Annotated in this window: 9 protein-coding genes; 8 read left to right on the top strand and 1 reads right to left on the bottom strand. The window is 45.0% G+C overall.

Annotation, left to right across the window (positions count from 1 at the left end; translation table 11 throughout):
* The first annotated feature begins 368 nt into the window (after window positions 1-368).
* The 8 genes from ABLT31_RS26405 to tuf all read left to right on the top strand — a co-directional run bounded on the left by ABLT31_RS26405 (window position 369) and on the right by tuf (window position 13,550).
* Window positions 369-971: a class I SAM-dependent methyltransferase gene (locus ABLT31_RS26405; protein WP_367757441.1), complete on the top strand. Its 603-nt coding sequence runs from the start codon at window positions 369-371 to the stop codon at window positions 969-971.
* A 240-nt stretch (window positions 972-1,211) separates the two neighbouring features.
* Window positions 1,212-4,841, top strand: coding sequence for a DNA-directed RNA polymerase subunit beta (gene rpoB, locus ABLT31_RS26400; protein WP_367757439.1), 3,630 nt, complete (start codon window positions 1,212-1,214; stop codon window positions 4,839-4,841).
* 32 nt (window positions 4,842-4,873) lie between these two features.
* Window positions 4,874-8,512 carry a DNA-directed RNA polymerase subunit beta' gene (gene rpoC, locus ABLT31_RS26395; protein ID WP_367757437.1) on the top strand — a complete coding sequence of 1,213 codons (3,639 nt, stop codon included), beginning with the start codon at window positions 4,874-4,876 and terminating at the stop codon, window positions 8,510-8,512.
* Window positions 8,513-8,589: 77 nt separating this feature from the next.
* Window positions 8,590-8,844 (top strand): 50S ribosomal protein L7ae-like protein, encoded by a 255-nt coding sequence (locus tag ABLT31_RS26390; RefSeq protein ID WP_367757435.1) that lies wholly within the window; start codon window positions 8,590-8,592, stop codon window positions 8,842-8,844.
* 149 nt (window positions 8,845-8,993) lie between these two features.
* Window positions 8,994-9,416, top strand: coding sequence for a 30S ribosomal protein S12 (rpsL, locus tag ABLT31_RS26385; protein ID WP_129199777.1), 423 nt, complete (start codon window positions 8,994-8,996; stop codon window positions 9,414-9,416).
* A gap of 63 nt (window positions 9,417-9,479) precedes the next feature.
* A complete protein-coding gene (rpsG, locus tag ABLT31_RS26380) occupies window positions 9,480-9,950 on the top strand; it encodes a 30S ribosomal protein S7 (protein ID WP_367757432.1) in 471 nt (156 codons plus the stop codon).
* Window positions 9,951-10,117: 167 nt separating this feature from the next.
* Window positions 10,118-12,196, top strand: coding sequence for an elongation factor G (gene fusA / locus ABLT31_RS26375; protein ID WP_367757430.1), 2,079 nt, complete (start codon window positions 10,118-10,120; stop codon window positions 12,194-12,196).
* Window positions 12,197-12,359: 163 nt separating this feature from the next.
* A complete protein-coding gene (gene tuf / locus ABLT31_RS26370) occupies window positions 12,360-13,550 on the top strand; it encodes an elongation factor Tu (RefSeq protein ID WP_367757428.1) in 1,191 nt (396 codons plus the stop codon).
* A gap of 283 nt (window positions 13,551-13,833) precedes the next feature.
* On the opposite strand, the gene mnmH is transcribed toward tuf, so the two are convergent.
* Entirely contained in the window at window positions 13,834-14,958 is a 1,125-nt protein-coding gene (gene mnmH, locus ABLT31_RS26365; protein ID WP_367757426.1) for a tRNA 2-selenouridine(34) synthase MnmH, read from the bottom strand.
* Between the last annotated feature and the right edge of the window lie 8 nt (window positions 14,959-14,966).

Below are 14,966 nucleotides of genomic sequence, written 5' to 3'. Positions count from 1 at the left end.
AACGGAGACTCACTGTATGATTACAGTGGGTCTTATTTTGTATCGGTAGTATATTATCTCCCCTCTTCGTACAAACAAGAAATAGGTAATAACAGAGCTTGTAGTACATAACAGGAGATTTTCCGGTTATTCTATTAACTTCGAATAAAAAGGGCAAAATAAGTGGACTTTTTCCGGTTAAGCTTCTTAAATTGGGAGATTTCCGGTTATTTTAAGGGCTAAGCGGAGTTTCTCCTGTTATTTCCTTGTTTTCGGAATCGTTTTTTAAAATACTCGGACTTTCTCCTGTTATCCCAACCGGACCACACGAAGAAATAAGATCATCGGCCTTCCTCGTTAGAATTTTTTCAGAAAGTGGTGAAACATTCGTGAGTGAACATTATTATTCTAGTCGTCCATCCGTAGAGCATGATGAGAAAGACTTCTCATTTGATCTAAGGGGCTTTTCTCTTAAATTCAGGACGGATGCTGGTGTTTTTTCGAGAGAGCGAATCGATTATGGCAGTGTTCTATTAATTGAAGAGATGGAAATCGGGATGAAGGATGATGTGCTAGATATGGGCTGCGGTTATGGGCCTATAGGACTGGCAGCAGCTAAGCTGGCAAGTGAAGGCAAGGTGTGGATGGCCGATGTCAATGAAAGGGCTGTGGCTTTAGCGAAGGAGAATGCTTTGCGCAATAACATACATAATGTAGAAATTATCCAGAGCTTCTTGTTTGAAAATCTCCCAGACCAAAAGTTTGACGTCATTCTTACTAATCCTCCGATTCGAGCCGGAAAACAAACGGTTCATCAAATTTTTGAGGATGCTTATGCACATCTTAAGGAAAACGGTGCCTTGTGGATTGTCATTCAAAAAAAACAAGGGGCTCCTTCGGCTATGAATAAGCTAAATAAGATGTACCAGCAAGTACAAAAGGTTACGCAAGATAAAGGGTATTGGATTATTAAAGCGTTGAAAAAAGGTTGACATCAATTTTGGTTTGTGATATCGTTATAAAATGCTAAAAGAGGCAGTATTTTTCAGGCTGTCAAGAGTTGACTTTATTACCCATAATTTTTTTAGCTTGAATGAATGGATGAGTTTTTTTATGGAAATAATAACATAATAGAACTGTCCATTTTTATTTTTAGATGCTCTATTACAATCATGTCAATAGCTGCATTATTTTTTTGTCTGATAATACTCGGGTTTGAGGGGTGAATGGATTTGGCAGGTCATCTGATTCAGAGCGGACGTTATCGTCAACGCAGGAGTTATGCCAGAATTGAAGAAGTAATGGAGTTACCTAACCTAATTGAGATCCAGCAGAAGTCCTATCAGTGGTTTTTGGATGAAGGGCTTAGAGAGATGTTTCAGGACATTTCCCCGATCCAAGACTTTACTGGAAATCTAGTTCTGGAATTTATAGATTATAGCTTAGGTGAACCTAAATATTCTGTCGATGAAACCAAAGAACGGGATGTTACCTACGCAGCACCCCTTCGTGTCAAAGTACGCTTAATCAATAAGGAAACCGGTGAAGTCAAGGAACAGGAAGTCTTCATGGGAGATTTCCCTCTAATGACGGATACAGGTACATTTGTTATCAATGGTGCGGAACGTGTCATCGTCAGTCAGCTTGTTCGTTCGCCAAGTGTTTATTACAATACAAAAGTGGATAAGAACGGAAAGCAAGCCTTTACGGCTACTGTTATCCCGAATCGTGGGGCTTGGCTTGAGCTAGAGACTGATGCTAAGGACGTCATTTATGTTCGTATCGACCGTACAAGGAAGATCCCCGTTACGGTTCTTTTGCGTGCGTTAGGCTTTGGGTCCGATGCTGAAATCCTTAACATCCTTGGTGAAGATGAGTATCTCAAGAACACTTTAGAAAAAGATAACACCGACTCTACGGAAAAAGCTCTCATTGAAATTTATGAGCGTCTGCGTCCGGGTGAACCGCCTACGGTAGACAATGCAAAGAGTCTTTTAGTATCTCGATTCTTTGATCCGAAGCGATATGACCTAGCGAATGTCGGTAGATATAAAATCAACAAGAAACTACATATTCGCAACAGAATTTATAATCAAAAGCTAGCCGAAACCTTGGTTGACAGCAGTACGGGAGAAATCCTAGCTCAAGCAGGTCAGACCGTTGACCGTCGTTTGATGGAAAAGCTGGAAAAGTATCTTGCGGGTGGCTTGAATATCGCGAAAATGAAGCCTCGCGGCGGAGTGGTAGAAGAAGACATTGAAGTGCAAGGTATTAATATTTTCTCGCCAACAGATGATGGGCAAATTATTAAGGTTATCTCTAACGGAATTATCGATAAGACGGTTAAACATATTACACCGGCTGATATAATTTCCGCGATTAACTATTTTATTAACTTGCTTCATGGCATAGGGAATACCGATGATATCGACCATCTAGGAAACCGAAGATTGCGTTCGGTTGGGGAATTGCTTCAAAACCAGTTCCGTATCGGGTTATCTCGTATGGAAAGAGTCGTAAGAGAGCGGATGTCAATCCAGGATGCCAATGCGATTACGCCTCAGGCTTTAATTAATATTCGACCTGTTATTGCAGCGATTAAAGAGTTCTTCGGAAGCAGTCAGTTGTCTCAGTTTATGGATCAGACTAACCCTCTAGCGGAGTTAACCCATAAGCGCCGTCTGAGTGCCTTGGGACCTGGTGGTTTGACACGGGAACGCGCAGGGTTTGAGGTTCGTGACGTGCATCATTCCCACTATGGACGGATGTGTCCCATCGAGACGCCGGAAGGTCCGAACATCGGTTTGATCAACTCGTTATCCAGTTACGCGCGAATCAATGAATACGGGTTTATTGAAACGCCTCGCAGAAGGGTAGACCCTGAAACAAGTCTCGTAACGGAAGAGATTGTTTATCTCACAGCAGATGAGGAAGACGTTTATAACGTGGCACAGGCCAATGCGCCGATCGATGAGGAAGGCCGCTTCTTGAATGAGACGGTGATCTGCCGACGCAAAGGAGAAATCTTAACGATTCCGCGCGATAAGGTCGACTTTATGGACGTATCGCCGAAGCAGGTTGTTTCTGTTGCTACAGCCATGATTCCATTCTTAGAGAACGATGACGCCAACCGTGCCCTCATGGGAGCGAACATGCAGCGTCAGGCGGTGCCTCTATTGGTTCCTGAAGCGCCGTTTATCGGAACGGGAATGGAGCATAAAGCTGCGAAGGATTCCGGAGTTGCGGCGGTTGCGAAGCATCCAGGAATCGTTGAGAGAGTGACAGCCAGAGAAATCTGGATCAGAAGAGTGCAGTTCTTTGATCAAGCTAACAATCCTGTACCTGTTCCAAAGGACTGGGGTTTCTCCAGTTTGGAAGCCAGATTAAGAGAGACGGCTACAGATGAACTTCCAGAAGGCATTAAAATGGTTAAAGGAGATTTGGATAAATATCGTCTGCAGAAATTTATCCGTTCCAACCAAGGGACATGTGTGAACCAGCGCCCATTAATTCGCAAAAACGAATATGTTAAATCCGGGGACATTATCGCAGATGGACCATCCACGGAAAAAGGCGAATTGGCTTTAGGACGAAACGCCCTCGTTGCCTTCATGACGTGGGAAGGGTACAACTACGAGGATGCCATCCTCATGAGTGAAAAGCTTGTAAAAGAGGACGTTTATACATCCATTCACATCGAGGAATATGAATCCGAGGCCAGAGATACGAAACTCGGACCGGAAGAAATCACTCGCGACATTCCAAACGTAGGGGAAGATGCCCTGAAGAATTTGGATGAGCGAGGCATTATTCGCGTCGGGGCAGAGATTGAAGACGGCGATATCCTTGTAGGGAAAGTAACGCCTAAAGGGGTTACGGAGCTCACAGCAGAAGAAAGACTTCTTCATGCGATCTTTGGAGAGAAGGCCCGTGAAGTAAGAGATACTTCCTTGCGCGTTCCTCATGGCGGATCGGGAATCATTGTCGATGTAAAGGTCTTTACTCGCGAGAACGGCGATGAATTGCCACCTGGGGTTAATCAATTGGTAAGAGTGTATATCGCTCAGAAGCGTAAGATTTCCGTTGGGGATAAGATGGCCGGACGTCACGGTAACAAAGGGGTTATCGCGAGAATATTGCCAGAAGAGGATATGCCATTCCTTCCTGATGGAACTCCTGTTCAAGTCGTACTCAATCCATTGGGGGTACCATCCCGTATGAACATCGGTCAGGTACTGGAAACTCACTTGGGAATGGCGGCAAGAGCGCTCGGTATTCACGTAGCCACACCGGTATTTGACGGGGCGAGGGAAGATGACGTATTTGCTACCCTAGCTGAAGCAGGATTATCTCGCGATGGGAAGACGGTGTTGTTTGACGGTCGGACCGGAGAACCTTTTGACAATCGCGTAACCGTTGGTGTCATGTATATGATTAAGCTGGCACACATGGTTGATGATAAAATCCATGCCCGTTCGACTGGGCCATACTCTCTTGTTACGCAACAGCCATTGGGCGGTAAGGCTCAATTCGGTGGACAGCGTTTCGGGGAGATGGAGGTTTGGGCTTTGGAAGCCTATGGTGCGGCATACACGCTTCAAGAAATTCTTACCGTCAAGTCCGATGACGTCGTGGGTCGCGTGAAGACGTATGAATCGATTGTGAAGGGTGAGAACGTACCGGAACCAGGTGTTCCTGAATCGTTCAAGGTATTAATCAAAGAGCTGCAAAGTTTAGGTATGGATGTGAAGATCCTGGCCGAAGATGAGCAGGAAATCGAGATGCGCGAAATCGATGAAGAAGATGAAAATGCAGGTGACAAGTTAAACCTCAACCTTCAAGGTGTAGGCGCTGAAGATTAAGGGTTGAAAACCGGTCATGGGAGGTATGCCCCTTGTTAGATGTGAACAATTTTGAGTTTATGAAAATTGGTTTGGCTTCACCTGAGAAGATCAGATCTTGGTCTTTCGGAGAGGTCAAGAAGCCTGAAACCATTAACTATAGAACACTGAAACCGGAAAAAGAAGGTCTTTTCTGTGAAAAGATCTTCGGTCCAACCAAAGACTGGGAGTGCCATTGCGGTAAGTATAAGCGCGTTCGTTACAAGGGCGTTGTTTGTGACCGTTGTGGTGTAGAGGTTACTCGGGCAAAAGTACGCCGCGAGCGGATGGCTCATATTGAGCTAGCTGCTCCGGTTTCCCACATTTGGTATTTCAAAGGCATCCCAAGCCGGATGGGGCTTGTTCTTGACATGTCCCCTCGTTCGCTTGAAGAAGTAATCTATTTCGCTTCTTACGTAGTTATCGAAGCAGGGGATACGCCTTTAGATCGAAAACAGCTTCTTTCTGAAAAAGAATACCGTAATTATCGTGAGAAGTACGGCAATTCGTTCACAGCGGGAATGGGTGCAGAATCCATTAAGCGACTTCTTGCCCAAATTGATTTGGATAAAGAAGTGGTTCAGCTGAAGGAAGAGTTGAACTCCGCCCAAGGGCAACGGAGATCAAGAATTATCAAGCGTTTGGAGGTCCTTGAATCTTTCCGTGCATCTGGCAATAAGCCAGAGTGGATGGTATTGGATGTCCTTCCTGTCATCCCGCCGGAATTGCGTCCGATGGTTCAGTTGGATGGTGGACGATTCGCTACCTCTGACCTAAACGATTTATATCGTCGCGTGATTAACCGGAACAATCGTCTGAAGCGCCTGCTTGATTTAGGAGCCCCGGACATTATCGTTCAAAACGAAAAGCGGATGCTTCAAGAAGCGGTTGACGCCTTGATCGATAACGGTCGTCGCGGCCGCCCCGTAACAGGACCAGGAAACCGTCCGCTGAAGTCCCTGAGCCATATGCTCAAAGGGAAACAAGGTCGTTTCCGTCAAAACCTGCTTGGAAAGCGTGTTGACTATTCCGGTCGTTCCGTTATCGTTGTAGGGCCAAATCTAAGAATGTACCAGTGCGGTTTGCCGAAGGAAATGGCGCTTGAGCTATTTAAGCCGTTCGTGATGAAGGAATTGGTGAGCAAAGGGCTCGCTCATAATATTAAAAGTGCCAAGCGGAAGGTAGAACGTGTCCATCCAGAAATCTGGGATGTCCTTGAAGAGGTAATCAAGGAGCATCCGGTACTCTTGAACCGTGCCCCTACCTTGCACCGTTTGGGGATCCAGGCGTTTGAGCCGATTCTCGTAGAAGGTCGCGCTATCCGTCTTCACCCACTAGTATGTACAGCGTACAATGCGGACTTCGACGGAGACCAAATGGCGGTTCACGTACCATTGTCTGCTGAAGCGCAAGCGGAGGCTCGCCTTCTTATGCTCGCTGCACATAATATTTTGAACCCGAAAGATGGTAAGCCGGTTGTTACTCCGTCTCAGGATATGGTTCTCGGAAGTTACTATTTAACTATCGAGAGAGTGGGGTCTGCAGGGGAAGGTCAAGTGTTCCATTCTCCAAATGCAGCTATCCATGCTTACCAAACTGGACGTATTTCTTTGCATGCCCGCATCGCAGTGCCAGCGCGGACGTTAAAGAAGAGCTCTTTTACTCCGCAGCAAGAGCAAGCGCTAATCGTTACAACAACAGGGAAGATCATCTTTAACGAAATTTTCCCTCCAGATATGCCGTTTATCAATGAACCGACTAAGAGCAATTTGCAGGTGGGAACGCCTGATCGCTACTTTATCTTTGATAAGGGAGTAAGTGTTAAAGAGTTCATTGATACACAATTGGCAAAAGAACAGGAAGCTGTGAAAAAAGGCTTCTTGGGAACGATCATCGGTGAGGTTTTCCGTCGCTTTGGAACCACTCAGACTACGGTCATGCTGGATAGAGTTAAGGACCTTGGTTTCACTTACTCTACGAAAGCCGGTTTGACAGTAGCGGTTGCGGACATCAAGACGCCGGAAGAGAAGAAAAGAATTATCGCTAACGCAGAAGAAAGAGTCCAAACGATCATGCATCAATACCGTCGCGGTCTGATTACCGAAGACGAGCGCTATGACCGTGTTATCAGCGTGTGGAGTAAAGCCAAGGATGAAGTTACCGAAGTGCTTATGAGTTCTTTGGATAAATTCAACTCCATCTACATGATGGCGAACTCCGGTGCCCGTGGTAACGTATCACAGATCACGCAGCTAGCAGGGATGCGCGGATTGATGGCCAACCCGTCTGGACGAATCATTGAGTTGCCGATCAAGTCCAACTTCCGTGAGGGACTAACGGTATTGGAGTACTTTATCTCCACGCACGGTGCGCGGAAAGGTTTGGCGGATACGGCGCTTCGTACAGCTGACTCGGGTTACTTGACTCGTCGTTTGGTTGACGTTGCCCAAGACGTTATCGTTCGTGAAATTGATTGCGGAACGGATAAAGGATTGAAAGTAGCTCCAATCGTGGATGGGAAGAACAAGATCGAGGATCTTTACGACCGTATTGTCGGCAGAATTTCTTTCGCTACCGTTCGTCACCCAGAAACGGGAGAAGTCATCATCAAGAAAAACGACTTGATTACGGAAGATATTGCAGATGTGTTAGTGAACGAGTTAAATATGGAATCCGTTCATATTCGTACGGTGCTTACTTGCCGTACGCAGCACGGGGTATGTAAACGATGCTACGGACGTAACTTGGCAACCGGAACTGACGTGGAAATCGGGGAAGCGGTTGGTATTATCGCGGCTCAGTCTATCGGGGAACCTGGTACTCAGTTAACGATGCGTACGTTCCACACCGGTGGGGTTGCCGGAGACGATATTACTCAAGGTTTGCCGCGTATTCAGGAATTGTTTGAAGCGCGTAATCCGAAGGGTCAAGCGACGATTACCGAGTTTGATGGTGAAGTTATTGATATTCGCGATACGAAGGACCGTCGAGAAATCGAAGTGAAGGGCCATGCTGAATCGAAAGTGTATCAGATTCCGTTTGGTTCCCGCTTAAAAGTAGCTCCAGGCGCGAAGCTTCAAGCAGGGGATGAATTAACGGAAGGTTCGATTGATCCGAAGGAAATGCTGCGCATTAAGGGTCTTCGTGGCGTTCAATACTACATCTTGCAAGAGGTTCAAAAAGTATACCGCATGCAAGGGGTAGAAATTAACGATAAGCACGTAGAAGTGATGATTCGCCAGATGCTGCGTAAAATTCGCATCATCGACAGCGGAAATACGGATCTATTGCCGGGTTCCTATGTCGATATTCATGAGTATGAAGATGCCAACCGTAAAGCTTTCTCAGAAGGAAGCGAACCAGCTGTTGCCCGTCCGGTATTGCTGGGTATTACGAAAGCATCGCTTGAAACAGAATCCTTCTTGTCTGCGGCTTCTTTCCAAGAGACAACGCGTGTCCTAACCGATGCAGCAATAAAAGGAAAAGTTGACCGCTTGCTTGGACTGAAGGAAAATGTTATTATCGGTAAGTTGATTCCTGCAGGTACAGGGATGTCAAGATACCGCAACACACGTTTGGTTAATGATCAAGAAGAGGGAGAAGATTCACTAGACGCCAACCCGTCTGCAAAAGAAATTGTAACGGTTGAATAAATAGTGTTGACTTTCAATCTTCGAGATGTTATTATCTCATAGTGTGCCAAGTAACCCTGTTCTTTGGAGGATGCACGATGTCTTATGATAAAGTCAAACAGGCTACTCAACTGACCATTGGCATGAAGCAAACGTTAAAAGCCGTTGAACAAGGAATGGTGAAAGAAGTCTTTGTCGCCAAGGATGCGGATCTAAAAGTAACGGGTAAGATCATCCAGCTTTGTAATGAGAAGGACGTACCTGTTGAAATAGTTGATTCGATGAAGCAGCTTGGGAAAGCGTGTGGAATCGAAGTGGGTGCCGCAACAGCAGCGATTTTGATACATGAGTAAGTACTTTCAGTTTTTGATACACGATCTTACAGCGCCCTTAGAAGGTGCTGTAAGATGTGTTCAAAAGCTTTTACTTTGCTCATATATGATTCACCTGGATCTGTGGACTTAAAAAACAGCTTTAAAATTTATTGAAGGAGGTGCGACAAATGCCAACAATTAATCAGCTAGTACGCAAAGGTCGCGAAAGAAAAGAGGTAAAATCTAAAGCTCCTGCTCTTTTGAAGAGCTATAACAGCATGAAGAAGGAGCACAATGATTTGGCTTCTCCGCAAAAGCGTGGAGTTTGTACTCGTGTAGGTACAATGACTCCGAAGAAGCCGAACTCCGCTCTTCGTAAATATGCTCGTGTACGCTTAACGAACGGAATTGAAGTTACAGCTTACATTCCTGGAATCGGACATAACTTACAAGAACACAGTGTGGTACTTGTTCGTGGAGGCCGTGTTAAGGACCTTCCAGGGGTACGTTACAAGATCATCCGTGGTGCTTTGGATACTGCAGGTGTTGCAAACCGCCAGCAAGCTCGTTCTCGTTACGGCGCGAAGCGTCCTAAAGCAGCTAAGAAATAATAAAGATTTAACGATTATACAAGCCTATAAAATAGCAAATACTGGATAAAGGAGGGAAATAGCATGCCACGTAAAGGACCGGTTACCCGCAGAGACGTATTGCCAGATCCGATTTACAATAGCAAGCTAGTTACTCGTCTTGTTAACCGTATGATGGTTGACGGAAAGAAAGGAACCTCACAAGGAATTCTATATGGTGCATTCGATGTGATTAAAGAGCGTACCGGACGCGATCCTCTAGAAGTGTTCGAAGAAGCAATGAAGAACATCATGCCTGTACTTGAAGTGCGCGCTCGCCGTGTAGGTGGAGCTAACTACCAAGTTCCTGTTGAGGTAAGACCTGAAAGACGTACGGCTCTAGGCCTTCGTTGGTTAGTTCAATACTCCCGTAATCGCGGAGAAAAGACTATGCAAGAGCGTCTAGCTGCTGAACTTCTTGATGCAGCTAACAATACTGGTGCATCTGTGAAAAAGCGTGAAGACACGCACAAGATGGCTGAAGCGAACAAAGCGTTTGCTCACTATCGTTGGTAGAAGATTCGCTGCCTAGCGCAAGCTAGTTTAGCAATCTTAACAAAAACAACATATGCTCCAAGATGCTAGCTCTGGATAAGATATAGCCTTTGGGTGTAAAATCGTAATGGGAAAGCCGCGAGGCTTTTCTCGTTACATAATCTAAATAGTTGAAAGGAGTCACAATCATGGGTCGCGAATTTCCCTTGTTAAAGACTCGTAATATCGGGATCATGGCTCACATCGATGCTGGTAAAACCACAACGACTGAGCGTATCCTGTTTTACACTGGACGTGTACACAAGATCGGGGAAGTACACGAAGGTGGAGCTACCATGGACTGGATGGAGCAAGAGCAAGAGCGTGGTATCACGATTACTTCTGCTGCTACAACGGCTCAATGGAAAGGCCACCGTGTTAATATCATCGACACACCGGGACACGTAGATTTTACGGTTGAAGTAGAACGTTCGCTTCGTGTACTTGACGGTGCGGTAGGCGTATTCTGCGCTAAGGGTGGAGTTGAGCCTCAATCCGAAACAGTATGGCGTCAAGCTGACAAATATCACGTTCCTCGTATCGCTTATGTAAACAAGATGGATATCATGGGTGCGGACTTCTTGTCTGCTGTTAGCCAAATGCGTGATCGCTTGAAGGCTAATGCTGTTCCAATCATGTTGCCAATCGGTGCAGAAGATACATTCGCAGGAATGGTTGATTTGATCACCATGAAGGCGATCATCTATACCGATGACTTGGGAACAACTTCTGAAGCTCGTGAAATTCCTGAAGATATGAAGGAATTAGCTGAAGAATGGCGTGTAAACCTAGTTGAAGCCGTTTCTGAGCTTGATGAAGAATTAATGGAAAAGTATATGGAAGGAATCGAGCCAACAGTAGAAGAAATTAAGACCGTTCTTCGCCGTGCGACTTGTAACGTTGAAATCATTCCTGTTCTTTGCGGATCTTCCTATAAGAACAAGGGTGTTCAACCAATGCTTGACGCTGTTATCGACTTCTTGCCATCTCCATTAGATGTACCAGCAATTAAAGGTGTTCTTCCTGATTCTGAAGATGAAGTGGTTCGTGAGTCTGATGACAATGGTCCTTTCTCCGCACTTGCTTTCAAAATCATGACTGACCCTTATGTAGGTAAGCTAACTTTCTTCCGTGTTTACTCTGGAACTTTAGCATCTGGTTCTTATGTATTGAACTCTACTAAAGGCAAGCGTGAGCGTGTTGGACGTATTCTTCAAATGCATGCCAACCACCGTGAAGAAATTCCTGTAGTATACGCTGGAGATATTGCAGCTGCTGTAGGTTTAAAAGATACTACTACTGGCGACACTTTATGTGATGAGAAGAGTCCTGTTATTCTTGAGTCCATGGAGTTCCCTGAGCCAGTTATCTCGGTTGCTATCGAGCCTAAGACGAAAGCTGACCAAGACAAGATGGGTATCGCTTTGATGAAGCTTTCTGAAGAAGATCCTACTTTCAAAACTTTCACTGACGAAGAAACCGGCCAAACGATCATTTCCGGTATGGGTGAGCTTCACCTTGACATCATCGTTGACCGTATGAAGCGTGAGTTTAAAGTTGAAGCAAACGTTGGTGCTCCTCAGGTTGCTTACAAAGAAACTTTCCGCTCTGCAGCTAAGGTTGAAGGTAAGTTCGTACGTCAGTCCGGTGGACGTGGACAATTCGGTCACGTTTGGGTTGAGTTCGAACCACTTGAAGCAGGTGCTGGATTCGAGTTCGTTAACAAGATTGTCGGTGGGGTCGTTCCAAGAGAATATATCCCAGCTGTTCAAGCTGGTATCGAAGAATCCATGAAGAATGGTGTTCTTGCTGGATATCCTCTTCTTGACTTGCGTGCGACAATCGTTGACGGAAGCTACCACGATGTTGACTCTTCTGAAATGGCGTTTAAGGTTGCTGGATCTCTAGCGCTTAAAGAAGCTGGTAAGAAGTGTAACCCTGTTCTTCTTGAACCAATGATGAAGGTTGAAGTTGTTGTTCCTGAAGAATACATGGGAGACATCATGGGAGATATCAGCTCTCGTCGTGGACGTATTGAGGGTATGGAAGCTCGTGCTGGTGCACAAGTTATCCGTGGTTTCGTTCCTCTTTCCGAAATGTTCGGTTACGCAACTAACTTGCGCTCCCGTACACAAGGTCGCGGAAACTACACTATGACTTTCGATCACTACGAAGAAGTGCCGAAGTCTGTTGCTGAAGAAATTATTAAGAAGAACAAAGGTGCATAATCTTTGTTAACAAATTCTTAATAGATTAGGTCTTCCCTTATTAAGAAGAAAGGTATAAAATATTTTTTGGGCATTACGCCTTTTTATACCTTTCCTTATATATAATTCTAATTTGCAAACAAAACACGTTAAATAACGTTGTAAGTTTAAGGAGGCTAAACTCATGGCAAAAGCTAAATTCGAACGTAACAAGCCACACGTTAACATTGGTACTATCGGTCACGTTGACCACGGTAAAACAACTTTGACTGCTGCAATCACTACTGTATTGGCTCAAACTGGTGGAGCTCAAGCAATGGATTACGGTAGCATCGATGCTGCTCCAGAAGAAAGAGAACGTGGAATCACAATCTCTACAGCACACGTTGAGTATGAGACTGCTAACCGTCACTATGCTCACGTAGACTGCCCTGGACATGCTGACTACGTTAAGAACATGATCACTGGTGCTGCACAAATGGACGGAGCGATCCTAGTAGTATCTGCTGCTGACGGTCCTATGCCACAAACTCGTGAGCACATCCTTCTTTCTCGCCAAGTAGGGGTTCCTTACATCGTTGTATTCATGAACAAGTGCGACATGGTTGACGATGAAGAGCTTCTTGAATTGGTTGAAATGGAGATCCGTGATCTTCTTTCTGAATATGAATTCCCTGGTGATGACACTCCAGTTGTTAAGGGTTCTGCTAAAGAAGCTCTTGAAAACCCAACTGGTGAGTGGGCTGCAAAAATCCATGAATTAATGGAAGCTGTTGACTCTTACATCCCAACTCCTGAGCGCGATGTAGACAAGCCTTTCTTAATGCCTGTTGAGGATGTATTCTCCATCACAGGTCGTGGAACAGTTGCTACTGGTCGTGTTGAGCGTGGAATCGTTAAAGTGGGTGACGTAGTTCAAATCATCGGTTTGACTGAAGAGCCTAAGCAAACAACTGTAACTGGTGTTGAGATGTTCCGTAAGCTTCTTGACCAAGCTCAAGCTGGAGACAACATCGGAGCTCTTCTTCGTGGTGTAACTCGTGAAGACATCGAGCGTGGACAATGTTTGGCTAAGCCAGGTTCTGTTAACCCTCACAGCAAGTTCACTGCAGAAGTTTACGTATTGTCCAAAGAAGAAGGTGGACGTCACACTCCATTCTTCGCTAACTACCGTCCTCAGTTCTACTTCCGTACAACTGACGTAACTGGAATCATCAAGTTAGCTGAAGGCGTAGAAATGGTTATGCCTGGTGACAACGTTACTTTCGACGTTGAATTGATCAGCACAATCGCTATGGAAGAAGGAACTCGCTTCGCTATCCGTGAAGGCGGACGTACTGTAGGCGCTGGCGTTGTTGCTAAAATCATTGAGTAGTATAGATATGAAAAAGCTCAGCTAGAAATAGCTGAGCTTTTTTGCTTTGTGATATGGTATATGAGGGACGCTGCTTTAAAAGGATAAATAAGTGGAAAATCGCCAATTAAAATTAAAAACTTGCTAAATAAAACCACTGTAGTGGGAAAAGCTCCACTTAATTCTCATTTATCTCACCATTTTGGCCGCTTTATTGCCATTAGTGGACGTGTTTCCACCTACTTTTAAGTTTAGGTTGAAATTTTAGTGTTTAATTGGAGAAATTCCACTTACTTCAACCCAATTAGCTTTCCCTGGTAAAATCAACGAATGCCCCCTCTAGCCGACTTTTACCGACAGCTTCTTTTGGAGCTTGCATGTTTTCTTGGTTATGTTTTTTAGTAATCCCGATCAATTCCTCAACGGCTTTGTCCAAATTATCTACCTGGATATGGTAGAATGGACCCTCATACTCCTCTAATTTATGTTGATAACGGGGGTCATAGTAATGTACAAGCAAAAGAATGATGAACTGTTTATAATCTTCTTCCTCGATACATTCCAGAAGCATCTCTTTGGTCTTATGATCGATTCGTTTAAGGATAGGTGATAGAGCCTCCAATACGCGTTCTTTAAATCCTTCATGTGACAGGTATGGGATGACATATTCTTCATAAATTCGCCCGGCACGAATTTCTACGGTAGTTTCTAGGACTACATGAATTCCTTTGGCCTTTGCTTCTAGGAGAAAATCAGGCTGAACGGCTTTTCCTATTCTTCTGCTCTCCGCCTCCATGAAAACAATTGGGAGCCCCTTTAGCCTCACTAATTGGTGATAAAGAAGCGCCTCAAAGGTTTTCTGGTTATGTACAGGTGTACCGATTCCGCCAAAAACTGACCCACGATGACCTGCACATTCCTCCAAATCCAGGATGGGGAACCCTTTTTCCTGTAGCCGTTCAAGCAGCATAGTTTTCCCAACTCCAGTCATACCGTGGAGAACTATAAACCTCTCTGGAAGTAATTGTTCGTTCAGGTTTTCAACGACCCATTGGCGGTAGTGCTTAAAGCCTCCTGTAAGTCGATGGACATCGATGCCTGACATCTCGGCAAAGGTTGCGACGGATTTGCTTCGCATGCCCCCTCGCCAGCAATAGATAATGGGCTTCTTTCCTTGTTCAGTTACGTTACGTATGATTTCCATCAATTTTGGGATTTTAGGTGATACAAGCTGCATGCCTAACCATTTGGCAGGGTCCTGTCCTTTGATTTTATATGTTGTCCCAACCTGTGCTCTTTCCTCATTGCTGAATAGCGGAATATTGATAGCTCCTGGAATATGAGATTCCTCATACTCAATGGGGGACCGAACATCAATAAAAATGGAATCTTCCGATTCAAATGCCTTGTGTATGTCAATTTCTTTCATCTTTGAGC

It is taken from the genome of Ammoniphilus soli, from assembly GCF_040813775.1.
The sequence above is the reverse complement of the archived record's forward strand: the minus strand, read 5'-3'. Positions and strand labels throughout refer to the sequence as shown.